Consider the following 25,536-nt stretch of genomic DNA (forward strand, 5'->3'; position numbering starts at 1 on the left):
ATGACTCTATATCTTTGGTTCGTATTTTTCTTAGCGGTACAGGTAATTCATTTTCTTGGAACCTGGAAATTGTATCAGGCTGCAGGCAGAAAAACCTGGGAAGCAGCAATTCCTGTATATAATTCAATAGTTTTAATGAAAATTATTGGCCGACCAACCTGGTGGACTATATTACTTTTTATTCCGATTATCAACCTGATTATGTTTCCGGTTGTTTGGGTAGAAACTTTAAGAACATTTGGTAAAAAATCGACTTTAGATACTATTTTAGGGATTTTTACCTTTGGATTTTATATCTATTATGTAAATTATACTCAGAAATTAGAGTATAATGCCAATAGAAAATTAACTCCTGAAAACAAAACTGCTGATACAATAAGTTCATTGCTTTTTGCTATTATAGTTGCTACATTAGTACACACTTATGTGGTTCAGCCTTATACGATTCCAACTTCTTCGTTAGAAAAATCATTACTAATTGGAGATTTTTTATTTGTTAGTAAAGTAAACTACGGTCCCAGAGTTCCTATGACTACTGTAGCAATGCCAATGGTTCACGATACAATACCTTTTATAAAAAGAAAATCATATTTAAGCTGGCCGCAATTGCCTTATTTCAGATTGCCTGCTTTTGAAAAAATAAAACGTACCGATATTGTCGTTTTTAACTGGCCTGTTGATACCGTTCACTATTTTTATGAGCCAAAAGGAAGACCGGGCGTTATTAAACCAATCGATAAAAAGTCAAATTACGTAAAAAGATGCGTTGGTATTCCCGGAGATAGTTTGTCTATAAAAGACGGATTTGTTTTTATCAACGGCAAAAAATTAGTTTTACCTGAGAGAGCAAAACCGCAATATTCTTATTCTGTAGCTTTAGACGGAAAAACGCCTATCGATTTCGAAACTTTAATGAAGGAAATGGATATTACTGATGGTGCAGGTTTCAAAAACGAAAAAAGAGACACTTTATATTTTAGAGCTCTAACTGAAGCCAGTGCTGAACGTTTGAAAAATACTCCCGGAATTACTGCTGTAATTAGAGAAATTGACAGAGGAAACGATAATGCAATTTTTCCTCATATTAACAAATGGAGTCAGGATAATTTTGGACCAATTTATATTCCGGAAGCAGGTAAAACAGTGGCACTAACAAATGAGTCATTGCCATTTTATAAAGAAATCATAACAAAATACGAAGGAAATACGCTTGAACTAGATGGTTCTCATTTTATAATTAACGGAAAACAAACCAATAGTTATACGTTCAAACAAAATTATTACTGGATGATGGGAGACAACCGTCACAACTCTGAAGATAGCCGTTATTGGGGTTACGTTCCGGAGGATCATATCGTAGGAAAACCGGTTTTTATCTGGTTAAGCTGGGATACTAACGGTAAGGGAATCAACAAAATTCGCTGGAGCAGAGTTTTTACCACTGTTGATGGCGAAGGACAACCACAATCATACTTTAAATATTTCCTAATACTTCTGGCAGTTTATTTTGTTGGAGAATATTTCTGGAGAAAAAGAAAAGAAAATAAAGCATAAAAATAAAATAGTTATTTTTGTTTCAGGTTTCAAGTTTCAAGTTCTTCACGAGCCTGAAACTTGAAACCTGAAACATTTAAAACAAAACCTAAAGAAAGCATGAACTCGTTATTACTTCCTACCTATTTTCCGTCAATTAGCCACTTTGCAGTTATGGCTCAATCTGAAAATATTACTTTTGAAATGGAAGATAATTTTCAGAAACAAACCAACAGAAACCGTACTTATATCTATAGCCCAAACGGGATTCAGTTATTAAACATACCTGTTAAGCATTCTAAAGAAGCACATCAAAAAACAAAAGATGTTTTGATAGAGAATGAATTTGACTGGCAAAAACAGCATTTTAAATCGTTAGAAGCTGCTTACAGAAGTTCTCCTTTTTTTGAGTTTTTTGAAGATGATATTCGCCCTGTATTCGAAAAAAAACATACTTTTTTGATGGATTTAAACTTGGAAGTTCTTGATATTGTAACGAAGTGTTTACGAATGAAACTGGAGTTTAACAAAACAACAGAATATTTTCATGAAATAGAAAATGTTGCTGATTTCAGGTATTTGACAAACGGTAAAAAAGACACAAACGCATTCGAAAAATACACTCAGGTATTTGATGACAAACACGGCTTTATAAACAATTTAAGCGTGTTGGATTTGCTTTTTAACGAAGGTAAATTTGCAATGGATTATCTGAAAAATCAGAAGTTAGAAATAAAATAGAAGTTATTCTAATTTATTCCATAGAAAGCCTTGCCATAATTGGATAATGATCTGAGTTTTCAAAATCTGAAAAACTTTCGAATTGCTTTACTTTCATTTTACTATCAGAGAATATATAATCAATTCTGGCAGGATAATATCTAAATTTATAAGTTGCGCCAAAACCTTGTCCCGCTTCTTCAAAAGTATCTTTTAATTTTCCTTTAATACTTCTGTAAACATAAGAGAAAGGACTATTATTCATGTCTCCACAAATAATATACGGCGTTTTACATTGCTTGATATTTTCTTTAAAAATCTCAGCTTGTTCTTGTTGCTGTCTAAATCCTTTACTGATTCTTGTATAAATCTGCTGTGATTTTTGCTTGTTTACATTATCAATATCATCTGATATTTTATCAACGTCCGGAGATATTTTAATCGATTGCAAGTGCATGTTATATACTCGTATAACATCTTTACCACGCTTTATATCGGCAAAAATGACATTATTATCTGATTTAGGGAAAATAATTTTTCCTTCGTTTATAATAGGAAACTTGGAGAAAATCGCCTGTCCGGTTTTTATTTGATTGCCATCAATAAAAATATAACGATGCGGATACACTTTTAAATCCAAATGAGCAGAGTTTGAATATTCCTGAACACAAAGAATGTCCGGATCTTTTTCGTCTATAAACGCTTTTATATTAGATGGAATATCATCGCGGTCTAACCATTTAAAAACATTAAACAAACGCACGTTATAACTCATTACTGAGAAATCCTTTTCGTCTTCAATATATTCTTTTGGAGAGAATTTGTAAAATTTGCTAATAAACGTGATTCCGGTTAGCAATACCAAACCAGACAAAATAAGGCGCTTTTTAAACTGAATTGCCCAGTAAATAAAGAACAGACCGTTTAAAACAAAAAACGCCGGCATAAAAAGCGTTAACACTGATAAAAGTGGAAAACTTTTAGGTGCCAGAAAAGGTAGAATATAGATACTAAAGGTCACTACAGTTAGCACTATATTTAAAAAGAACATTATTTTATTAAACCACGACAGGTTTTTCATTTTTTCTTTATTACACGGATTATTTTCCTGCTTTAAACAAAAATTCTTTTTCTTCTTTTGTCAAACAATCATAGCCAGACTGGCTAATTTTATCCAATATTTCATCAATTTGCTGTTGCGTTTTATCTTTCGTAACAATTTTTGATGTTGGTTTTTGTGTAGGTTTATTGTAATTTTTATGAACTTTTTTGAAGGGGGTCGATGGTGATTTTCTGAATAGATTCGTAAAAAAATCTAATATACTCGAAACCACTATACTCAAATCAGTTCCATTTTGAAGCAATTTAATGAAAATAAATCCAAAAACAGCGCCGGCAAGATGCGAAATATGTCCGCCCGTATTACCAAGTCGAAACTGCATCAAATCTAAAATCAAAATTACAGCCGTTATATGCCATAATTTTACATTTCCAATTATCAGTAAACGAATATTCATTAATGGCTGATATGTTGTTGTAGCCACCAAAATTGCCATAATTGCTGCCGAAGCACCAACAATAGATGCAGAATAATGCAGGAAATAATAACTTAAAGCAAAGATAAGTCCGGCAAAAATTGCGCTTAGAATATATAATCCTAAATATTGTTTTTGAGTAAAATAGGTTAGAAATAAAGTACTTGCGAAATTTAATACCATCATATTAAACAACAAATGCCAAAATCCGTCGTGAAAAAAAGCATACGTTAAAAATGTCCAGGGTTTAAACATAAACACATCCGGATTTGATGATAAAGCCAACCAATCAGGAAAGTCAAACTGCCCAATAGAAAATTGATAAAAGAATAGTGAAATCAGAAAACAGGCAATGTTCCAATAAATAAGACGCATCGCTATGCCTCCTAACTTATATTGTAATTTTAAATCATCCAGAATATTCATAAAAAACTTCTTTTTGGTCCCGAAACTCGGGATAATTGACTACCTAAAGTTAGAAATTAATTCCAACGATTTTTATTAAACTGATTTTTTTTCCAATACAACATCATAAAAAAACCAGCAACTGCTCCACCGATGTGAGCAAAATGAGCAATTCCCGTTCCACCTGCTCCAAACAAAGAACTTCCTTTAAATCCTAAAAACAAATCAATTGCCAAGATACCTGGAACAAAATATTTTGCTTTTATAGGAATTGGAATAAACATTATTCCTAATTGTGCATTTGGGAACATGAAAGCAAAAGCTGTAAGCAAACCATAAATCGCTCCAGAAGCACCAAGTACAGGTGACTGAACAATACCGCTTGCCTGAACTAATGAATTAAATTGTTCCTGAGTGCAATGTACCTTATTCAAAATAACTGAGACATCACTACCTTGTATCATCTTACCATTTGAATCAAATAATGATGAAAAATCAGCATTCAGAATTAAATGAAGATCAGATTTAGATAAATTTAAAGTAGATACAGAATCTAAAAAAGATTGCAACTGTAAATAATTAACACCTGTATGAAGTAAAGCAGCACCTAATCCACAGGAAATATAGAAAAACAAGAATTTTTTTCCTCCCCAAAAGTGTTCTAGTGCAGAACCAAAACTATACAATGCAAACATATTAAATAAAATATGAGCAAAATTTGGCAACTTAGCATGCATAAACATGTGTGTAATCACCTGCCAAATCCTGAAATTATCGCTTTCGGGATAATACAACATAAAATATTCATAAGAAACTGGCACTAATTGAGCGCCAATAAAAAATATGATATTAATTATCAATAATTGTTTTACTACGGGAGTTATGTTCATCATAAGGCAAACTTTTTATCTATATCTTCAACGCGCATCGTGATGAAGGTTGGTTTTTGAAAAGGTGAAATATTGGGATCTTTACAGGCAAATAATCCATTTACTAAATTATCCTGCTCTTTTTCGGTTAAATAAGATCCTGTTTTAACCGCTAAACTTTTTGCCATCGATTTGGCAATTGTATCGTTTTGACTGTAACTGCTGGCAGGAATTCCGTCTTGCAAATCGCTTAATAATTGTTCAATTACCATCGAAACTTCACTTTCGGTAATATTAACCGGAATTCCGGAAATTACAATATGATCTGTTTGTGCCTGCTCAAAAACAAAACCTGTTGTTTCCAGCGAAGGTTTTAGTTCTTCAATCAATGTCATTTCATCAGAAGAATAAAACAAATTTAACGGAAACAATAATTGTTGGCTTGAAGCCTGATTAACCGTCATATTCAGCAAAAATTGTTCGTACAAAATGCGTTGGTGCGCACGTTGCTGATCAACAATGACCATTCCTGATTTTATAGGCGAAACTATATATTTTTTATGTATTTGATACGTTTTCTGAGGCGCTTGTTCAACATCATCATCATTAAATAAGGAAGATGTTACTTCTTCATTTTCAAATGTAAAAGGAGAACTCTCTATGCTTTCGATACTTTCTGTATCTAAACCCACATATAAACTCTCCCAACTTGCAGTTGGCTCAACTCTTTTTGAATATCCTGAATACGAATTAGATCCGGAACCCGAACCTGATCCTGAATTCGAATTTGATTTAGAATAATGCTGATTGGTTTTATCATCGGTAAACGGATTAAAATTTCCATCAACCTGAATAGTTGGCGTTTCAGCTTCTAAATCTTTATAATAATAGGGCGTATCTAAATTAGCATCGCGATCAAAGTCTAAAACCGGAGCTACATTAAACTGTCCTAAACTATGTTTAATAGACGCTCTTAAAATAGCATATAAAGCTTGTTCGTCATCGAACTTAATTTCGGTTTTTGTTGGATGAATATTAATATCGATCGTGTTTGGCGGAACTTGCAAATAAAGAAAATAACTCGGTTGCGAGCCGTCTTTCAAAAGTCCGTCGTATGCAGCCATAACCGCATGATGTAAATAGCCGCTTTTAATGAAACGATCGTTTACAAAAAAGAACTGTTCTCCCCTGTTTTTCTTAGCAAATTCAGGTTTACAAACAAATCCCTGAACGTTTATAATTTCGGTGTCTTCGCTAACAGGAACTAATTTTTCATTGGTTTTACCGGACATTATACCCACAATTCGCTGACGATAACCTGCAGCGGGTAAATTGTACATTTCACTTCCGTTATGGTAAAAAGTAAAATGAATATTTGGATGTGCCAATGCGACACGCTGAAACTCATCCATAACATGGCGAAATTCAACTATATCTGACTTTAAGAAGTTGCGTCGTGCCGGAATATTAAAAAATAAATTTTTAACCGCAAATGAAGTCCCTTTTGGCAAAACAGCAACTTCCTGAGAAATAAATTTACTCCCTTCGATAACAATATGAGTTCCCAGTTCGTCCTGATCCTGCTTGGTTTTCATTTCCATGTGTGCAATTGCCGCAATAGAAGCCAAAGCTTCTCCGCGAAAACCTTTTGTACATAATGAAAATAAATCTTCGGCCTGACGAATTTTTGAGGTTGCGTGACGTTCAAAACACAAACGCGCATCGGTCACACTCATTCCTTTACCATTATCAATAACCTGAACCAAAGATTTACCGGCATCTTTAATAATTAATTTAATGTCGGTTGCACTTGCATCAACCGCATTTTCGAGCAATTCTTTGACTACCGAAGCGGGTCTTTGAACCACTTCTCCAGCGGCAATTTGATTAGCAACGTGATCAGGAAGTAATTGAATAATACTCGACATTAAAAAATTTGGGTTTAAGGTTATGCTTTGATTTTAGTTTATTGTATTGTAAAAACCTCAGATTGATACTGTTAATTTATTTCCGGTTATAAAATCCAAGTTCTACAAATTTAATGAATTTCTATTGGGTTTTAGAACTTCATCTGTCATAAAAAAAACAAAAAACCTATACTATTTTTACACAGTACAGGTTTTAATATTTTTAAAACAATTGTGTTTTATTCTTTTTCTATTTTTCTTGGAGTTTCCTCTATTTGAATCGCGCCAGAAGCTAATAAAGGCTGATTAAAAGGATGCGACATAGAAGCCTGTTGACGAATATATGCCATTTTTATTGCTGCAATTGCCGCTTCAGTTCCTTTATTTCCGTGAATTCCACCGCTTCTGTCAATAGATTGCTGGATATTATTATCTGTTAAAACACAAAAAATAACCGGAATATCAGTTTGAACATTCAAATCTTTTATTCCTTGCGTAACACCTTCGCAAACAAAATCAAAATGTTTTGTTTCTCCCTGAATTACACATCCAATAACAATTACTGCATCAACATTTTGGGTCTGCAGCATTTTTTTTGCTCCATAAATAAGCTCAAAACTTCCCGGAACATTCCAGCGAATAATTTGCTGTTGTGGAACTTCACAATCAATTAAGGCATCAAAAGCGCCATTATAAAGTCCTTCTGTAATGGTTTCATTCCATTCAGAAACAACAATCCCAAATCGAAAGTCTTTCGCATTTGGGATTGTGTTCTTATCGTATTCTGATAAATTTTTATTTTCGGTAGCCATCTTTATATTTAAGATTTTAGAGTTCAGATTTTAGATTCTTTAATACAAATCTACAATCTTAAATCTAAAGTCTAAAATTTTTATTGTGCTAATCCAATCAATACATCAACAGAAGCAGCTTCCGGAGTTGTATCGTAGTTTTCTTTAATATCTGTTAAATACTTTAAAGCATCTTCTTTTTGTCCTAAAGCAATAGCTGTTTTTCCGGCTTTTAATAAGAAACGAGGTGTTGTAAAGTCGTTTTTATTAGATTCAGCAGCTTTTACATAATACTCAAGAGCTTCTTTTTGTTGATTTTTTTGAGAATAAGCATCTCCAATTGCACCTTTTGCCAAAGCGCTTAAAATTAAATCTTCAGATTTAAATTCACCTAAATATTTAATTGCATCGTCAAATTTACCAGTATTTAAATAAGCCATACCAGCATAATAGTTAGCCAGGTTTCCAGCATCTGTTCCAGAATATTCTTCAGCAATTTTAATGAAACCGAATTTACCTTCAGAACCATTTAAAGCCAATTTGTATAATGAATCGCTTGCTACACCGTCTGTCGCTTTTTGAAAGTTTTGTTGAGCAACAAACATTTCATTTGCAGCTTCGTCTTGTTTAGGAGCTTCGATAAATTTTTGGTAAGCCAAATATCCAATAGTAGCAACTGCAATACCGGCAACTAAACCAATAATGATTTTTTGATTTTTAGCAACCCAATCCTCAGTTCTTGAAGCAGTTTCATCTAATTTTGAAAAAACACCAGCCGTTGTGCTGTCTTTTTCGTCAATGATTACCTGTGTTTCTTCATTTACTTCTTTAACTTCCTTTTCTTTTGGTGCTTTATATCCTCTTTTATTGTAAGTAGCCATTTAAAATTAATTTAGTGAACGGCAAAAATAAAATTTTTATTGAAACTAAAGCAAAAAAAAGCAAATTTATATCCATTTTAAAAAAATAATTCACTAAATGTTAATTTCTAATTCCGTAATACCAAAATAATTTACTCCTAAATCCTTTAAAAGCCTATTATATGGATATTTTTCAATAATTTGCACCCTCAAATTTTTGCTGTTCAACAAGTGATTTTTCTGAGCTAATACTGAAATTTTAGCCCCGGATTTTTAATCTGTAGCTAAAAACAAAAATCAAATTGATAAATACATCAAATTTTATCTTTAGAGTTCCTTAAAAAATGCATTTAAACAAAATTTCTTTATTCAATTATAAAAATTTCTCCGAAGCCAGTTTTGAATTCGATAACAAGATTAATTGTTTCGTGGGCAAAAACGGAATCGGAAAAACAAATGTGCTTGATGCTATTTATCATTTAGCTTACGGAAAAAGTTATTTTAATCCGCTTGCCGTGCAAAATATCAAACATGGAGAAGAATTTTTTGTTATTGATGCCGAATTAGAAAAAAATGGAAGAACCGAACAAATTGTCTGCAGCTTAAAAAAGGGACAAAAAAAAATCCTGAAAAGAAACGGAAAGGCTTACGATAAATTCTCTGATCATATTGGTTTTATTCCTTTGGTAATTATTTCTCCCGCCGATCGTGATTTAATTGTGGAAGGAAGTGAAACACGCCGTAAATTTATGGACAGCGTGATTTCGCAATTAGATTCTACATATCTTCATCAGCTTATTCAATATCAAAAAATAATTGCACAGCGAAATGCCTTGTTGAAATATTTTGCGCTGAATCATGTTTTCGACAATGATACCTTATCTATATATAATGAGCAATTGGATGGTTTTGGAAAGTCTATTTTTGAAAAGAGAAAAGATTTCCTCGAACAATTTATACCTATATTTAATATACATCATCAGGCCATAACCGGATCTGAAGAAACGGTACAATTGGTTTATGAAAGTCATTTGTTCGAAAAAGACTTATTGACTATTTTACGCGAAAATATTAATAAAGATCGTGCTTTGCATTATACAAGTGCGGGAATTCATAAAGATGATTTATCGTTTGAAATTGATTCGCATCCAATAAAGAAATTTGGATCGCAAGGTCAGCAAAAATCTTTTTTGATCGCTTTGAAACTGGCTCAATTCGAATTCCTGAAAAAACAAAGTGGTGTAAAACCATTATTGCTTTTTGATGATATTTTTGATAAACTCGATGAAACACGCGTTTCTAAAATTATCGAAATGGTGAATAGCGAAACTTTCGGACAGCTTTTTATTTCTGATACACATCCGGAACGAACCGAAGCTATCGTAAAATCAACACATCAGAGTTATAAAATATTTAATTTGTGAAAAGTTTTTTTGCCATGAATTTACTAAAATCAGAGCTTTGACAAAGTTTAAAACTTTGTCAAAGCTGAACGAAACCTAATTTAGAAATTCGTGAAATTAGTGGCAAAAAAAATCATTAATTTAGCTCTCAATAAAACTTAAAAACAACTGCTATACATACTGCTATGCTAACGAAAGAATCATTGCAATTTTTAGACGATTTAAAAATCAACAATAATAGAGATTGGTTTCAGGATAATAAGAAACGATACGAGGTTTTCAAAAAAGATTATCATCAATTGGTAAGTGATTTTCTTGATGTTATGAAACCACTTGATCCTTCATTAGAATTATTGGAAGTTAAAAATTGTACTTTTCGAATCAATCGTGATATTCGGTTTTCAAAAGATAAATCTCCTTACAAAGCTCATTTAGGCGTTTGGATCTCTGGCGGAACGAAAGGTTTAAATCGTGCCGGATATTATGTACATATTGAAAAAGGCGCGAGTTTCATTGCCGGTGGATTCTATTCGCCGGAATCTGAAGATTTAAAAAAAGTACGTAAAGAAATTGCGTTTTTCCATGATGATTTAGAAGCAATTTTAGCCGATAAAAATTTCAAAAAAGAATTTGGGAGCTTAGATGTCAACGAAAATAATTCGCTCAAAAATCCACCAAGAGGTTATGAAAAAGACCATCCTGCAATTGAGTTTTTAAAATTGAAAAGCTTCACCGCTGCTCAAAAATATGATATTAGCGAAGTGACCAAAAAAGATTTTGTTGCTAAAATGAGTCAGAAACTGATCGCTTTAAAACCTTTAAACGAATTTATTAATCGTGCTTTAGACACGGATGAATTTTAAAAAATAAGCAAAAATTTTCGCCACAAATTTCGTAGATTCACACAGATTTAATCTTTTAAAATCATTTAATCTGTGGCAAAAAACTAAAGTTATCGAATGAAAAGAAAAATACTTTTTCTGGGAGAATCTTATCGCGCCGATGCCATAACCTGGATGAAAGGTTTAAAAGAATTTGGCGATTTTGACATTATAACCTGGGAACTTCAAACTCCAAATAATTCAAAACTCAACCGTTTTAAGCGTATTGCAGAATATTTCTTCTCTCCTATTTCAATTCGGAAAATTATTCGACAACAAAAACCGGATATGGTTATTGCCGAAAGAACAACGAGTTATGGTTTTCTTGCCGCATTATCAGGATCTAAAACTATTGCAATTGCGCAACAAGGCCGAACTGATTTATGGCCTGAAGGTTCTGTTTTATTGCCTTTTAAGAAATTTATTCAGAAATATGCTTTTAAAAAAGCGCATTTAATACATGCCTGGGGTCCGGTTATGACAATTTCTATGAAAGAAATTGGTGTAGATATGACCAAAGTTTTGGTTATCCCGAAAGGAATTGACTTGACACTTTTTTCTCCTTCTGTTACTAATTCAAATAAAATTGAAGCTATTGTAACGCGTTCTCTGCAACCGGAATATCGCCATGATTCTATTTTGAAAGCCTTTGCAATTTTACATCAAAAAGGAATTGATTTTTCGTTAACGATTGTTGGCGACGGAACTCGTTTGCAATTTTTAAAAGATTTAGCCAAAGATTTACACATCGAGAACAAAGTGATTTTTACAGGAAGAATCCCGAATACTGAACTTCCTAAATTATTACAACAATCGAATATTTATATCAGCATGCCAATTACCGAAGGCGTTTCGGCATCATTATTTGAAGCAATGGCATGTAATTGTTATCCGGTCGTTTCAGATATTCCCGGAAACCAAAGCTGGATCAAACATCGTAAAAACGGGCAATTAATCGAAATTGATAATGTCGAAATACTGGCAGAAGAATTGATCTGGTCTTTTGAAAATACTGAATCTCGAAATAACGCCATTTTAGAAAACAGAAAATTTGTTGAAGAGAATGCTAATTATGATATTAATATGAAGGTCATTTCAGATAAATATCATGAGTTGCTGGATTCTCGAAATTAATTTACCACAAAGAGCGCAAAGTTTTACGCAGAGTTTGCTAAGCTTTGCGAGCATGGCGTAAAACTTTGCGCTCTTTGCGGTTAGACAAAATTATAATTCTTACTTTTGAACTCAGATTTAAAAGCCTTTTATTTATGGAAATCCAATCCAATTTTTCTTTAAAAAACTACAATACTTTTGGCATTGAAGCCAAAGCAAAACAATTCGTTGCTGTACATTCAGTTGCTGAATTGAAAACTATTTTAGAAGAAAACAAAAACGAGAAAAAATTTATTCTTGGAGGCGGAAGCAACATGCTTTTAACAAAAGATATCGATGCTTTGGTAATTCATATTGATTTAAAAGGCAAAAAAATCATTAAAGAAGACGATGATTTTGTTTGGGTCGAAAGTCAGGCCGGCGAAACGTGGCACGATTTCGTACTTTATACCATCGAAAACAATTTTGGAGGTTTAGAAAACATGTCATTGATTCCGGGAAATGTGGGTACAACTCCGGTTCAGAATATTGGCGCTTACGGAGCAGAGATAAAAGACACTTTTGTTTCGTGTGAAGCAATGAATATCGAAACTCAGGAAATGAAAACTTTTACAAATCCTGAATGCAATTTTGGTTACAGAGAAAGTATCTTTAAAAATGACGTTAAAGATCAATATATTATTACATCAGTAGTTTATAAACTGACAAAACACAATCATAAAATCAATACTTCATACGGAGATATTACGGCTGAATTGGCTAAAAACAATGTTACAACTCCAACTTTAAAAGATGTGAGTAACGCGGTAATTGCCATCAGACAAAGTAAATTACCGGATCCGAAAGAGCTTGGAAATAGCGGAAGTTTCTTTAAAAATCCGATTTTATTGAAATCTGATTTTGAAAAAATCCACCAGAAGTTTCCTGAAATGAAATATTATGAAGTTTCTGAAACGGAAGTAAAAGTTCCGGCGGGCTGGTTAATTGAGCAAGCCGGTTTTAAAGGAAAACGTTTTGGAGATGCCGGAGTGCATAAAAATCAGGCTTTGGTTTTAGTCAATTATGGAAATGCAACTGGACAGGAAATTTTAGCTGTTTCGAGAGATGTTCAAAAAACTGTTTTTGAAATTTTTGGAATTCATATTGAAGCTGAAGTTAATGTGATTTAATTTTTTTTGAAATCTTTGAAATAAAACTACCAAAAATGTATACACCTAACTTATACAAAAATGAAGATCCGGAATCAATCAGAGCTTTTTTGAAAGAAAATAGTTTTGGGATTTTGATTAATCAGACGAACGGAAAATTATGTGCAACGCATATTCCGATAGAACTTGAATTGAATGCTGACGGAAAAGAAATTCTGCAAGGACATATTTCAAAATTAAATCCGCAAGCTGAAGGTTTTGCCGAAAATGATCAGGTTTTAGTTGTATTTACTGGTCCGCATAGTTATATTTCTTCATCATGGTATGATCATGAAAATGTACCAACATGGAATTATATAGCCGTACATGTTTATGGACGAATAAAGATTGTAGATGAAACGGCGACGATAGAACAACTCAAAAAATTGGTTGACAAGTATGAAGCTAATTCAGTAAACCCAGTTAGGGTCGAAGATTTATCAGTAAAAACAATGCGTGAAGCCAGAGGAATTTTTGGTTTTGAGATTGAAATTGATGAAATCCAGGCCACTAAAAAGCTGTCTCAAAACCGCGATGATCACAATTATAAAAATATAATCTCCGAACTGGAAAAAACTGAAAACCCTCAGTCTATTGCTGTTGCGAAAGAAATGTCGAAATGCCGAAAGTAAATTGGTATTAACCGTTGAAAATTAGGAATTCATAAGTACATTTGCACTCGAAAGATTGAAAAATTAAAAGACATTAAAATCAGATGCTTATATATATATTTTACTTTTTTATTGCCATAGTTGTTGTGCAGCTTTTTTATTATCTTGGTGTTTTTGGCAAATTTGCTTTTGCTAAACCACAAACTATTACGCCAAAAAACATTCCTGTTTCTGTAATTGTATGTGCTAAAAACGAAGAAAAAAACGTTACAAATTATATTCCGTTATTAGCAGAACAGAATTATCCTGATTTTGAAATCGTATTAATTGATGATGCATCAAGCGACGAAACGCTGGAAGTTTTTGAAGAATACGAAAAAAAATATTCCAATATTCGTTTGGTTAAAGTACAAAATAACGAAGCTTTTTGGGGAAATAAAAAATATGCGTTAACGTTAGGAATAAAAGCGTCTAAAAAAGAATATTTATTGTTTACCGACGCTGATTGTTATCCAACTTCAAAAGACTGGATTACTGCTATGGCTTCGCAATTTACTACAGAAAAAACGATTGTTTTAGGATATGGCGGTTATGAAAAAAAGGAGAATTCTTTATTAAATAAAGTTATCCGATTTGAAACTATACTTACTGCTGTTCAATACTTTTCATGGGCAAAATCAGGTTTACCATACATGGGAGTTGGCAGAAATTTAGCCTATAAAAAAGAAGAGTTTTTTAATGTAAACGGTTTTATAGATCATATTCAGGTTCGTTCCGGCGATGATGATTTATTTATAAATCAAGCTGCAACAAAAGCCAATACCACGATTGCTTATAGTCCTGAAAGTTTCACTTATTCTAAACCAAAAGAATCATACAAAGCCTGGTTTATTCAAAAAAGAAGACATACCTCTACAGCAAACTATTACAAGTTTTTTGACAAAATGCAATTGGGTCTTTTCTATAGTTCACAATTATTCTTCTTTTTAACAGTTATAGTATTACTGGCTTTCCAATTTCAATGGATCGCCGTAGTGGCACTATTGGCAACCCGTTACACAATTGTGTGGATTGTAATGGGATTTTCTGCCGGAAAATTTAGAGAGAGAGATCTTAAAATTTGGTTTCCTATTGTTGAAATCATGCTTATATTCACACAAATTAATATCTTTATAACTAATATCTTTTCAAAACCTGTACATTGGAAATAAATTCTAAAATAGAGAAAGCTAAAAAAGGCGACCAGATTGCCTTTACTTTTTTATTAGATTTTTATTGGAATGAAGTGTACAGTTTTATGCTAAAACGTACCGAAAACGAAACGATTGCAGAAGATATTACTATCGAAACTTTCTCAAAAGCTTTTGACAAAATAGGATCTTATAATCCTGAATTTCAATTCAATACATGGTTAATCGCAATCGCGAAAAATGTCTATATTGATTTATTGCGAAAAAAGAAAACCAATCTTTTTATTGAAATTACAGATGCCGAAGATCAACAAGCTTACAACATCGCCGACCCTACTCCATCGGCGGAAGATGCTTTGATTAAAGAGCAAAATCTATCGCGTTTACTGCAATGTATTAAGGAATTAAAGCCGCATTATCAGGAAGTAATTCATTTACGTTACTTTCAGGAAATGACGTATCAGGAAATTGCACTCAAGATTGATGAGCCTTTAAGCAATGTAAAAGTAAAATTACTTCGAGCTAAAAAATTATTAGCAGAAATCATCGAACGTAACAGATAATTTATTATCTTTAGATAAAGAATAAAAAATCTTCTTATTTATTCTTAAAACATTACTAATTTAACAAACAAAAAGTTCTTTAATTTTCCGTTCTTAGTTACAAACTAATCCATTTGGCTTATGATTTAATGTTTACTTAACCTTAAAATCCAATTAACTATGTCTAAATCTAGTATCTACGAATCCAAGTGGACCAATCTTGTTTTCGAAAACAAAAACAAAGAGTATGGAGCGTATCAATTGCGCCAGGAAAGTTCCAAAACATCTATTACAGCACTATTTATGGCGTTGCTTTTAATTGCAGCTTTAGGAAGCATATCGATGCTAATTAGCAAATTCAGAGCGGTTGACATTGTTCAAGGACCACTAATTATTGATGAGCCAATAGTTCCTGTATTAATAGATCCAACTATTGTACAGCCAAAAACAGAAGAAGCGGTAGCGCCACCTGTTCAGCAACAAATTGCAGAACCAACAACTAATGTACAATTAATAAATCCGGTTGTTACAGCTACTCAGGATGCGGTACAAGATATCGCGCCAAACACGGAGAACCATGCTGTTGTAGACAATACTTCGACAGGAACAGGAACTTCTGTTAACACATTGCCATCAACTGGTAACGGTGGTGGAGAAGGAATTCAACCTGCAGATACAGGAGATTCTGTTTTGAGCACAGCTGCATTAGACAAAATGCCTGAATTTCCAGGTGGAATGGCGAAGTTTTATGCTTATGTTGGAAACAATTTTACAAGACCAGAATTAGATGCTGAAAGAACACTAAAAGTGTACGTTTCATTTGTAATCGAAAAAGATGGTTCTATAACTGACATCATGGTGAGAAATGATCCTGGTTACGGAGTTGGCAAAGAAGCTATTCGAGTTTTAAAATCATTAAAAACAAAATGGAGTCCGGGAATCTTAAACGGTAAAGCAGTACGAACTGCATATAATCTTCCAATTACAATAAAAACAGAAGCAGAATAAAAAAACAAAAAGCAGAATTTAGGTTCTGCTTTTTTTATGGGCTTAAATTATTTCACGCAGATTTTAAAAAGATTTAAGCAGATTTTTTAATTAAAAATCAATTATAAAATTATCTGCATATATCTGCTTAAATCTTTTTAAAATCTGCGTGAAACAAAAAACTTGTGGCTTAGCGACATTACAGCTAATTAAAATAGCACAAAACTTTACTTACTATTTCTTAATCTCTTAATGGTAAAAAACAACTTCATTTTTTTTATTTTAATTACTTTTACAATACAGAAAAAGAAATTCATTAAAACAAAAAAATCAATAAAATGGGAATATTTTCAGCACTTCTTGGTAACGCTGGCGCAGTTAGTCAGGAAGATTTAATTAAAAAATACGGTCAGCTTTTAACTGATAACGAAGAAGTAGAAATGGGATTTAAATTAATTCGTGATACTTTTATCTTTACTAATAAAAGATTAATTCTTGTTGATGTACAAGGAATAACGGGAAGTAAAACAGAATATAAATCAATTAGTTATAAAAGCATTACTCGTTTTAGCGTAGAAACTGCCGGAACTTTTGATCTTGATGCCGAATTAAAAATTTGGGTTTCAAGTGAGTTACAGCCAAGTATTGTAAAGCAGTTTACTAAATCTGTAAATGTGTATGAAGTGCAAAAAGTATTGGCACATCACGTTTTAGGATAATTTATTAAATAAGAAACCCGACAGATTTTAAAAATTTGTCGGGTTTTATTTTTGACTAAATTAGAAATTATTTCTTTTTAGTGGTTGTTGTTTTTTTAGTAGTTGTAGTCTTTTTTGTTGTTGTTTTTACAACCGGAGCAGTATTTACAATTTTTTGCTGTACATAAGCTTTATAAACACCATCTTTCTCTGCTCTTTTCTTAGCATCATCAGCTCTTTGTTTAGAGTCCGGGTGCGAACTCATCATTTGATCAATAAATGAAGCTTGGGTTCCTTCACTCATTTTTGCCAAAATTCTGAAAGCAGATTCTTCTGCATTTATATTATAACCATTCTTTTTCAAGAAATTATAAGAAAACAAATCTGCCTCAGCTTCTTGCTTACGGCTAAATTTACTATCAATAATAGAGCTTCCAATTTTTCCTAACTGGCTATCTGTAACACTTGCAACTGTTGTTGATTGTGAAGCCGCCGCATCCATTAAAGCTTCTTTTTTATAAGCCGCTTTAATAGCGTCCTGAGAATCATGATTTGCAACGTGACCAATTTCGTGACCAATTACAGCAAGCAATTCATTATCATCCATAATATCCATTAATCCTGAATATACACGAACGCTTCCATCTGCGGTAGCAAAGGCATTTACTTCTTTTAATTTGTATACTTTATAGTTTAAAGTATAGCCATCGCCGGTAGTATGTTTTCCAAAAACTCTATTCAATCTTATAGCGTATCCATCTGTTGCAGCAGCGACTTCATTTTCAGTATCCATTTTATCAACCGCAGCTTTAGATAATGCGGCAGCATCGGCGTTACTGAAAGTAAAACCTGTAACACCTTTTTGAACAGCTCCTATTGCTTTTTCTCCAAAATTAATTTGCGCATTCATTTTAGTAACTCCAAACGAGGCAAATAAAACTCCTATTACAATTAAATTCTTTTTCATGTTTTTTATAATTACAATTTAACAACAAATGTACTATTAAGAAAATATCATTTTAACCCTTGTTCACTTATTTTTTAACAAATAAAGGTATAAATTTTAAATGAGTAAGAATCAAACAACTGTCACAATTATTCATCTTTTCAGAATAAAAGATGGAAAAAAGAAAACTTTAGATCATTCTAGCATTTTTAAACATAATATTTTAACATCTTAATGAAACAATTATTAAAACGGTTGTATAGAAATCCGGTTTTAAATTAAATTATAAACGAATCTCCAAATAAACTACATTGCTTATCTTTGTACTTTGAATTTTGATATATGGAAACAATCATTGAAAATATACCAACTGCTAAACCTAAATGGTTGAAGGTAAAACTTCCAATTGGACAAAAATATACTGAACTACGCGGTTTAGTTGATAAATACAGCTTAAATACTATTTGTACCTCAGGAAGCTGCCCAAATATGGGTGAATGCTGGGGCGAAGGAACGGCAACTTTTATGATTTTAGGAAACGTTTGTACACGTTCCTGCGGATTTTGCGGTGTTAAAACCGGAAGACCTGAAACCGTAGATTGGGACGAACCTGAAAAAGTAGCGCGTTCAATAAAAATCATGAATATTAAACACGCTGTAATTACAAGTGTTGACAGAGATGATTTAAAAGATGGCGGTTCTATTATCTGGATAGAAACTGTGAAAGCTATTCGCAGAATGAATCCGAATACTACGCTTGAAACTTTGATTCCGGATTTTCAGGGAATCGAAAGAAATCTTGACAGAATTGTTGAAGCAAATCCTGAAGTGGTTTCTCATAATGTTGAAACAGTTCGTCGCTTAACACGTGAAGTACGTATTCAGGCAAAATACGATCGTAGTCTTGAAGTTTTACGTTATTTAAAAGAAAAAGGAATCAACAGAACAAAATCCGGAATCATGTTAGGTCTTGGAGAAACTGAAGAAGAAGTTTTTCAAACCATGACAGATTTACGCAATGCAAATGTTGACGTTGTTACGATTGGCCAATACCTACAGCCAAGTAAAAAACATTTACCTGTAAAGGAATTTATTACGCCGGACCAATTTGCTAAATATGAAAAATTTGGTTTAGAGTTAGGTTTCCGTCATGTCGAAAGCGGACCATTAGTTCGTTCTTCATACAAAGCACAAAAACATATTTTATAAAAAGGTTATTTGCTTAACTGTTTAATTGTTTAATCGCACTGGTAATTAAACGATTAAACAGCTGAACGATTAAACAAATAAACAAAGAGATTGAAAACTAGAATTGCTATTAACGGTTTTGGAAGAATTGGCCGAAATTTATTCCGTCTCCTTTTAAACCATCCTGAAATTGAAGTTGTTGCGATCAATGACATTGCTGATAATAAAACCATGTCGCACTTAATTAAGTACGACAGTATTCATGGTGTTTTGCCTTTTAAAGTAAGCCACGACGAAGAAAGCATTATTGTTGATGGAAAACATTATTTATTTTTTCATGAAAAAAAGATTTCAAATCTGGACTGGAAAAATCACAATATTGATTTCGTAATAGAATCAACCGGGAAATATAAAACACACGAAGAATTAAATGCGCATATTATTTCCGGAGCAAAAAGGGTAATACTTTCAGCTCCATCAGAAGTTGATACTATAAAAACTGTTGTTTTAGGAGTAAATGAACATATTTTAGACGGGACCGAAACTATTGTTTCAAATGCAAGCTGTACGACAAACAACGCTGCTCCGATGATAAAAATTATCGATGAATTATGCGGAATCGAGCAAGCGTACATAACAACGATACATTCTTACACGACAGACCAAAGTCTTCACGACCAGCCACATAAGGATTTACGCAGGGCGAGAGGCGCAAGTCAGTCAATTGTTCCAACAACTACAGGTGCAGCTAAGGCATTAACAAAAATTTTTCCTAAATTGCATGAAAAAATAGGTGGCTGCGGAATTCGTGTACCGGTTCCTGATGGTTCATTAACTGATATTACATTTAATGTAAAGCGTGCCGTAACTATTGAAGAGATTAACAAAGCATTCGAAAAAGCCTCAAATACAAGTTTAAAAGGAATATTAGATTACACAGAAGATCCGATCGTTTCGGTTGATATAATTGGCAATACAAATTCGTGCTTATTCGACGCACAACTAACATCTGTTATCGATAAAATGGTAAAAGTGGTTGGTTGGTACGATAACGAAATTGGCTATTCATCACGATTAATAGATTTGATTTTACTGATGAGAAAAACATAAATTCATTGTAAAAGCATTGCAATACATGAAATACCACCTTTTAATTCTAATTAGTTTTTTTAATTCAATTTTGTATTCTCAAACTAGACAGAATATAGATAGTATTTCCTATTATAACAAGTTAGCCAACACCAATCTTAAAACTAAAAAATACAGTCAGGCGATTTTTTTCACTAAAAAATCAATAGCTTTTTGCGAAACCAATCACAAACCTGAAAGTTTAGCCAATCAAACTTTTAAGCTTGGAAAAATTTACTACAATCAGCGGAAATACGAAGATGCCTTACGAAACTTTCACAAAAGTGTTTCATTGTTTGATAATGTAAAACCTACTTGTACCAAAGCCCTAGCACTGCATTATATTGGTGTCACAAACACTGCAAAAGGCAATCACCAAACAGCCGATATTTATTATAAAAAAGCACATACGCTATTTAAAAAGCTAAATATTGTTGATAGTGCCGAAGTTTTAAACTATCAAAAAGCGATGGCGTTTAAAACTAATAATGATTTAAAAGCGGCCATAAATACCTTCAAAGCAATAACCAAAAAACCTGACAATCATTCTATTTTAAAAACTAAAGTCGATTCATATTATCAGCTTGGTTTAATCGAAACACAGCTCAAACAAAACGATTCGGCCATTATTTATTATGATAATGCTTTAGAACTCAATTCAAAAACCACAGATTTAATTCAAAAATCAAAAATTGTACTTGCAATAAGTCAGTATTACAAAGAAAACAGAAACTTTGATCTCGCCTACTCTTATCTTGACGAACATTATCAAATAGAGAATTATATTTTAAAGCTAAAGAATGCCAAAATAGATTTGAATGAATTTGAAAGATTCAAAAAAAATCAATCGCTGAACAATGTTTTAAAACGGGAAAGCGAAGAAAAAATCCAATTAAAAACCTATCGGTATTCTAAACTTATCAGCATTCTGGCCATTGCTCTAATATCAATTTTATCACTTTTGAGTTTAGCGTTATATAAAAACAATATTATCCGGAACCAGAATAATTTACTTTTAAGAGAAAAAAACAAAGAATTAATTCTGGCTAAAAACAAAGCCGAAAAAGCATCAAAAGCCAGATCTGAGTTTTTATCAACTGTGAGTCACGAGCTTCGAACTCCTCTGAATGCTATAAACGGAATCACACATTTACTTCTTGAAGATAGTCCGAAGAAAAAACAATTAAAATACCTCGAATCCCTAAAATTTTCCGGAAATTATCTTACCACTTTTATCAATGAAATTCTTGAGATAAATAAAATAGATTCTACAAAAGTCGAAATAGAAAACATTACTTTCAACTTAAAAGAATTACTTTTTAATATTCAGGGTTCCTTAAAAGAATTAGCTACTGCCAATAAAAACTATTTTAATCTTGAAATAGACAAAACAATTCCGGACAATTTAATTGGCGATCCAACTAAAGTTTCTCAAATTATACTTAATTTAATCAATAACGCTTTAAAGTTTACTCAAAACGGACATGTGAATGTAATTGCCAAATTATTCGCTAAAACCGAAGAAAACGCAACTATTTATTTTGAAATTGTAGATACGGGAATTGGTATTCCTGAAGATAAATTGCAGACTGTTTTTGAAAGTTTCTCACAAGGTTCTATAGAAGTAAATCGAAAATATGGCGGTACAGGTTTGGGATTAACTATTGTAAAAAAACTAATCGAACTTTTAGGCGGAGAAATTAAACTAAAAAGCGAGGTTGGAAAAGGTTCTACTTTTACTTTCAAACTGGATTTTAGTATTAATAATGAACCAATGGAAAAGGTTGAAGAAGTAAAACTATACAATGATACGCAATTAAAACACAAATCGATTTTGTTGATTGAAGATAATAAAATCAATCAGATGATTACCCGAAAAATGCTCGAAAATAAAGCGATTTGCTGCGAGATAATCGATAATGGCGAAGAAGCTGTAGAACTTTTAAAAGTAAAACACTTTGATATGATTTTGATGGATGTTCATTTGCCGGGAATAAACGGAACAACGGCTACCAAACAAATTAGGGAATTTGATAAAACTACTCCAATTATTGCTTTAACAGCTATTTCGCTTGACGAAAACAGAGACATGTTATTAGCATTTGGCATGAATGACGTAATTACAAAACCTTTCGTTCCTGACGAATTTTACAGCACAATTGCTAAGTTTTTTGATTAGTTTTTTTTTAAAAGTTGCTCAAATTTTGAGTTACTAAGATTCTAAGTTAATCTTAACATAATTAAAAATTGTTGCATCAAAATTTTGCTGATTATTGATAAAAGTACTTTTGATGGGAAGATAATACAGTTGCGAAATCAATTTAGAATCTTTTAGGCGAACATAATCTTTTTCTGTTGTGATGATTTTTTTGTTTTGCGCTTTATATTGAATTTCATCTAAATCTTTTTCAGAAAAATGATGATGATCAGGAAAGGTCAGACATTCATCATTTTCATTTTTCAGATAATTAAAAAATGGCGTTGGTTTTGCAATTCCTGCCAAAAGCAATTTTGACTCATTTTTGATTTCGTTTACAGCAATTTTTTCGTCTTTACCATAAATGGCATCATCATAATCTATAAAAGTAAAATATAATTGCTGTGAAGGGGTTAATTTCAATTTCTTCCAAATTTCACTTTGTTCTTCATCAGACAAATTCTTCGGGCATTTTGTTACAATTACGATGTTGGCGCGATTGGCTCCTCTCCTGCTCTCACGCAAATTTCCGGTTGGCAGCATAAAATCATCAGAATATAAATCACCATAAGAAGTCAGTAAAATATAAAACCCAGCTTTTACTTTTCTGTGCTGATAAGCATCATCAAGTAAAATTATTTGAGGTCTTATTTTCTGCGAAAGCAATTGTGTAATTCCATTAGTTCTGTTTGCATCAACCGCAACCTGGATATTTGGAAATTTTTGATAAAACTGAAAAGGTTCATCTCCCAAAACGGCAGCGTTTGAAGTTGCATCAGCCAAAACAAAACCTTCCGATTTTCGTTTATAACCACGACTTAAAGTGGCAACTTTATATTGATTCGATAATAACCGAATTAAATATTCAATTTGTGGGGTTTTCCCAGTTCCGCCAACACTTAAATTTCCAACGGCAATAACCGGAATATCAAACGAAGTAGATTTTAGAATTTCTTTATCAAAAAGAAAATTCCTGATTGAAGTAATGAATCCATATAATATGGCAAACGGAAAAAGTATTTTTCGAAGTAAGTTCATAGAATTATTTATCAGAATAATGTCCCATGGCTGAAATTACAAAAACAGTTACAATTTCGTTTTCAATACGGTAAATCAATCGGTCTTTTTGATTAATTCGTCGCGACCATAATCCTGAATATTCATGCTTTAGTTGTTCAGGACTTCCAAATCCTTCGTATGGATTTTCTGTGAGATCAATTAAAATTTTAGCAATATTTTTAATAGAAATTTTATTTCCTGATTTTTTATGTTTTTCAATATCCTGATTTGCAATTTTAGTTACTTCAACCCTAAACTTCCCCATATATCTTTCGGATCTAACCTTGTTGTTTCGCCATTTTTAATATTTTCTTCTGCTTTTTTAACTTTCGCAATAAATTCAGGAGTATATATGCTTTTTTCTTTTTGGAGTTTTTTCGAATCTGTTTCAATAATTTCAATTTCGTCAAAATCTTTAAAACTATCAAACATAGCGATAAAAGCTTTCCCTATCTTTGTACGTTCGTTTATTTTTACGGTTAGTGTTTTCATAGTTTTTGATTTAAATACAAAGATACAAAATTCACATTATGTTAGTAATAAGAATTATTACCAACAGTAACAATTTATCAAACCAAAGAACAAACTTTTCAAAAAAAGTGAATTTATCTAATTATAATATTTTTCGTTAATTTGTTTCAGGTTTTGATCTCAAAAAACTTGAAACCTGAAACTTGAAACTTTAAAAATGAAAATCAAAAATATAATAGAAGTTCTTGAAGAAATGGCTCCTTTGGCATACGCCGAAGATTTTGACAATGTTGGGCTTTTAGTTGGAAATACAGAAACCGAAAGCACCGGAGTTTTAGTTTGTCACGATGCTTTAGAAAACGTAATTGAAGAAGCGATTAGTAAAAACTGCAATTTGGTCGTTTGTTTTCATCCGATTTTGTTTTCCGGAATCAAAAAAATCACTGGCAAAAATTATGTTGAACGTGCGATTTTAAAAGCGATCAAAAATGACATTGCGATTTATGCTGTTCACACCGCTTTAGATAATCATTCGGCTGGCGTTAATAAAATTTTCTGTGATGCTTTAGGCTTGACAAACACGAAAGTTTTGATTCCGAAACAGAATTTCATTCAAAAATTAGTGACTTACACTGTTCCTGAAAATGCTCAAAAAGTACGTCAGGCTTTGTTTGATGCCGGCGCTGGAAATATTGGAAATTATGAAAATTGCAGTTTTAACTCCAACGGAACTGGAACTTATAAAGGAAATTCTGAAAGCAATCCGGTAATTGGAGAACGTTACGAATTGACTGAAACCGAAGAAATAAAAATTGAAGTTACGTTTGAAAAACATTTGCAATCCAGGATTTTAAAAGCACTTTTTGCAAGTCATATTTATGAAGAAGTGGCTTATGAAATTTATGATCTTCTAAATTCTCATCAAAATATTGGTTTAGGAATGATTGGTGAATTTGAAACTGAAATGGATGAAAAAGAGTTCTTAAATTTCGTAAAAGATAAAATGATTGCTGATGGAATTCGTCATTCTGCTTTTTTAGGAAAAAAAATCAGGAAAGTTGCTGTTTTGGGAGGTTCAGGAAGTTTTGCCATAAAAAATGCAATTATAGCCGGAGCTGATGCTTTTTTAACTGCCGATTTAAAATACCATCAGTTTTACGAAGCCGAAAACAAGTTACTTTTAGCAGATATTGGTCATTTTGAGAGCGAACGCTATACAAAAAACTATATTGTTGATTATCTTCGAAAAAAAATCCTTAATTTTGCAATCATTTTATCAGAAGAAAATACAAATCCAGTTAAGTACTTATAGAAT

General features: G+C 32.3%; 25 protein-coding genes. 15 read left to right on the top strand and 10 right to left on the bottom strand.

The annotated features are described in order from the left end of the window. A complete protein-coding gene (lepB, locus tag OLM54_RS12460; protein ID WP_264534942.1) occupies positions 1-1,554 on the top strand; it encodes a signal peptidase I in 1,554 nt (517 codons plus the stop codon). Positions 1,555-1,653: 99 nt separating this feature from the next. Beyond that, a complete protein-coding gene (locus OLM54_RS12465) occupies positions 1,654-2,274 on the top strand; it encodes a WbqC family protein (RefSeq protein WP_264534943.1) in 621 nt (206 codons plus the stop codon). A gap of 13 nt (positions 2,275-2,287) precedes the next feature. Here the strand turns inward: OLM54_RS12465 and OLM54_RS12470 are convergent, their stop codons facing one another. From OLM54_RS12470 to OLM54_RS12495, 6 genes are all read right to left on the bottom strand, one after another. Beyond that, the gene (locus OLM54_RS12470) at positions 2,288-3,334 is read right to left on the bottom strand and encodes an endonuclease/exonuclease/phosphatase family protein (RefSeq protein ID WP_264534944.1); all 1,047 of its coding nucleotides are present in this window, start codon (positions 3,332-3,334) and stop codon (positions 2,288-2,290) included. Between the two features lie 19 nt (positions 3,335-3,353). Then, positions 3,354-4,214 carry a rhomboid family protein gene (locus tag OLM54_RS12475; RefSeq protein ID WP_264534945.1) on the bottom strand — a complete coding sequence of 287 codons (861 nt, stop codon included), beginning with the start codon at positions 4,212-4,214 and terminating at the stop codon, positions 3,354-3,356. Between the two features lie 56 nt (positions 4,215-4,270). After that, on the bottom strand, positions 4,271-5,086 hold the full coding sequence (locus OLM54_RS12480) for a rhomboid family intramembrane serine protease (protein ID WP_264534946.1): 816 nt from the start codon (positions 5,084-5,086) through the stop codon (positions 4,271-4,273). Next, positions 5,083-6,990 carry a DNA mismatch repair endonuclease MutL gene (mutL, locus tag OLM54_RS12485; protein WP_264534947.1) on the bottom strand — a complete coding sequence of 636 codons (1,908 nt, stop codon included), beginning with the start codon at positions 6,988-6,990 and terminating at the stop codon, positions 5,083-5,085. Before mutL ends, OLM54_RS12480 begins: the two co-directional genes overlap by 4 nt. A gap of 218 nt (positions 6,991-7,208) precedes the next feature. Then, on the bottom strand, positions 7,209-7,781 hold the full coding sequence (gene ribH / locus OLM54_RS12490; RefSeq protein WP_264534948.1) for a 6,7-dimethyl-8-ribityllumazine synthase: 573 nt from the start codon (positions 7,779-7,781) through the stop codon (positions 7,209-7,211). Positions 7,782-7,861: 80 nt separating this feature from the next. Next, entirely contained in the window at positions 7,862-8,641 is a 780-nt protein-coding gene (locus OLM54_RS12495) for a tetratricopeptide repeat protein (protein ID WP_264534949.1), read from the bottom strand. A 323-nt stretch (positions 8,642-8,964) separates the two neighbouring features. Here OLM54_RS12495 and recF point away from each other — a divergent pair, with 323 nt between their 5' ends. The 9 genes from recF (at position 8,965) to OLM54_RS12540 (ending at position 17,253) form a co-directional block, all read left to right on the top strand. Continuing rightward, complete coding sequence (recF, locus tag OLM54_RS12500; protein WP_264534950.1) at positions 8,965-10,044, top strand: DNA replication/repair protein RecF; 1,080 nt, start codon at positions 8,965-8,967, stop codon at positions 10,042-10,044. A 164-nt stretch (positions 10,045-10,208) separates the two neighbouring features. Then, the gene (locus OLM54_RS12505) at positions 10,209-10,886 is read left to right on the top strand and encodes a DUF2461 domain-containing protein (RefSeq protein WP_264534951.1); all 678 of its coding nucleotides are present in this window, start codon (positions 10,209-10,211) and stop codon (positions 10,884-10,886) included. A gap of 96 nt (positions 10,887-10,982) precedes the next feature. Beyond that, positions 10,983-12,038, top strand: coding sequence for a glycosyltransferase (locus OLM54_RS12510; RefSeq protein ID WP_264534952.1), 1,056 nt, complete (start codon positions 10,983-10,985; stop codon positions 12,036-12,038). A gap of 134 nt (positions 12,039-12,172) precedes the next feature. Next, complete coding sequence (gene murB / locus OLM54_RS12515) at positions 12,173-13,186, top strand: UDP-N-acetylmuramate dehydrogenase (RefSeq protein WP_264534953.1); 1,014 nt, start codon at positions 12,173-12,175, stop codon at positions 13,184-13,186. Between the two features lie 35 nt (positions 13,187-13,221). Then, positions 13,222-13,836: an FMN-binding negative transcriptional regulator gene (locus OLM54_RS12520; RefSeq protein WP_264534954.1), complete on the top strand. Its 615-nt coding sequence runs from the start codon at positions 13,222-13,224 to the stop codon at positions 13,834-13,836. Between the two features lie 83 nt (positions 13,837-13,919). Then, a complete protein-coding gene (locus OLM54_RS12525; RefSeq protein ID WP_264534955.1) occupies positions 13,920-15,026 on the top strand; it encodes a glycosyltransferase in 1,107 nt (368 codons plus the stop codon). Beyond that, positions 15,017-15,568 (top strand): RNA polymerase sigma factor, encoded by a 552-nt coding sequence (locus OLM54_RS12530; RefSeq protein ID WP_264534956.1) that lies wholly within the window; start codon positions 15,017-15,019, stop codon positions 15,566-15,568. Before OLM54_RS12525 ends, OLM54_RS12530 begins: the two co-directional genes overlap by 10 nt. Before the next feature lie 159 nt (positions 15,569-15,727). Further along, positions 15,728-16,555 carry an energy transducer TonB gene (locus OLM54_RS12535; protein ID WP_264534957.1) on the top strand — a complete coding sequence of 276 codons (828 nt, stop codon included), beginning with the start codon at positions 15,728-15,730 and terminating at the stop codon, positions 16,553-16,555. Between the two features lie 317 nt (positions 16,556-16,872). Then, positions 16,873-17,253 carry a PH domain-containing protein gene (locus OLM54_RS12540; protein ID WP_264534958.1) on the top strand — a complete coding sequence of 127 codons (381 nt, stop codon included), beginning with the start codon at positions 16,873-16,875 and terminating at the stop codon, positions 17,251-17,253. A gap of 67 nt (positions 17,254-17,320) precedes the next feature. Here the strand turns inward: OLM54_RS12540 and OLM54_RS12545 are convergent, their stop codons facing one another. Then, complete coding sequence (locus OLM54_RS12545) at positions 17,321-18,199, bottom strand: M48 family metalloprotease (RefSeq protein WP_264534959.1); 879 nt, start codon at positions 18,197-18,199, stop codon at positions 17,321-17,323. A gap of 321 nt (positions 18,200-18,520) precedes the next feature. Here OLM54_RS12545 and lipA point away from each other — a divergent pair, with 321 nt between their 5' ends. The 3 genes from lipA (at position 18,521) to OLM54_RS12560 (ending at position 22,673) form a co-directional block, all read left to right on the top strand. Next, positions 18,521-19,387: a lipoyl synthase gene (gene lipA / locus OLM54_RS12550; protein ID WP_264534960.1), complete on the top strand. Its 867-nt coding sequence runs from the start codon at positions 18,521-18,523 to the stop codon at positions 19,385-19,387. Positions 19,388-19,477: 90 nt separating this feature from the next. Then, positions 19,478-20,476, top strand: a complete 999-nt coding sequence (gene gap / locus OLM54_RS12555; RefSeq protein WP_264534961.1) for a type I glyceraldehyde-3-phosphate dehydrogenase — start codon at positions 19,478-19,480, stop codon at positions 20,474-20,476. Between the two features lie 25 nt (positions 20,477-20,501). Continuing rightward, positions 20,502-22,673, top strand: a complete 2,172-nt coding sequence (locus OLM54_RS12560) for an ATP-binding protein (protein WP_264534962.1) — start codon at positions 20,502-20,504, stop codon at positions 22,671-22,673. Positions 22,674-22,706: 33 nt separating this feature from the next. Here OLM54_RS12560 and lpxK read toward each other — a convergent pair whose 3' ends face one another. From lpxK to OLM54_RS12575, 3 genes are read right to left on the bottom strand one after another with little or no spacing between them, the layout of a single operon-like run. Beyond that, positions 22,707-23,729: a tetraacyldisaccharide 4'-kinase gene (gene lpxK, locus OLM54_RS12565; RefSeq protein ID WP_264534963.1), complete on the bottom strand. Its 1,023-nt coding sequence runs from the start codon at positions 23,727-23,729 to the stop codon at positions 22,707-22,709. A 4-nt stretch (positions 23,730-23,733) separates the two neighbouring features. Continuing rightward, complete coding sequence (locus OLM54_RS12570; RefSeq protein WP_264534964.1) at positions 23,734-24,015, bottom strand: Txe/YoeB family addiction module toxin; 282 nt, start codon at positions 24,013-24,015, stop codon at positions 23,734-23,736. After that, entirely contained in the window at positions 23,991-24,242 is a 252-nt protein-coding gene (locus OLM54_RS12575) for a DUF2683 family protein (RefSeq protein ID WP_264534965.1), read from the bottom strand. Before OLM54_RS12575 ends, OLM54_RS12570 begins: the two co-directional genes overlap by 25 nt. Positions 24,243-24,438: 196 nt before the next feature. Here OLM54_RS12575 and OLM54_RS12580 point away from each other — a divergent pair, with 196 nt between their 5' ends. After that, a complete protein-coding gene (locus tag OLM54_RS12580) occupies positions 24,439-25,533 on the top strand; it encodes a Nif3-like dinuclear metal center hexameric protein (protein WP_264534966.1) in 1,095 nt (364 codons plus the stop codon). Positions 25,534-25,536: the final 3 nt, after the last annotated feature.

It is taken from the genome of Flavobacterium sp. N1736, from assembly GCF_025947065.1.
Taxonomy (GTDB): domain Bacteria; phylum Bacteroidota; class Bacteroidia; order Flavobacteriales; family Flavobacteriaceae; genus Flavobacterium.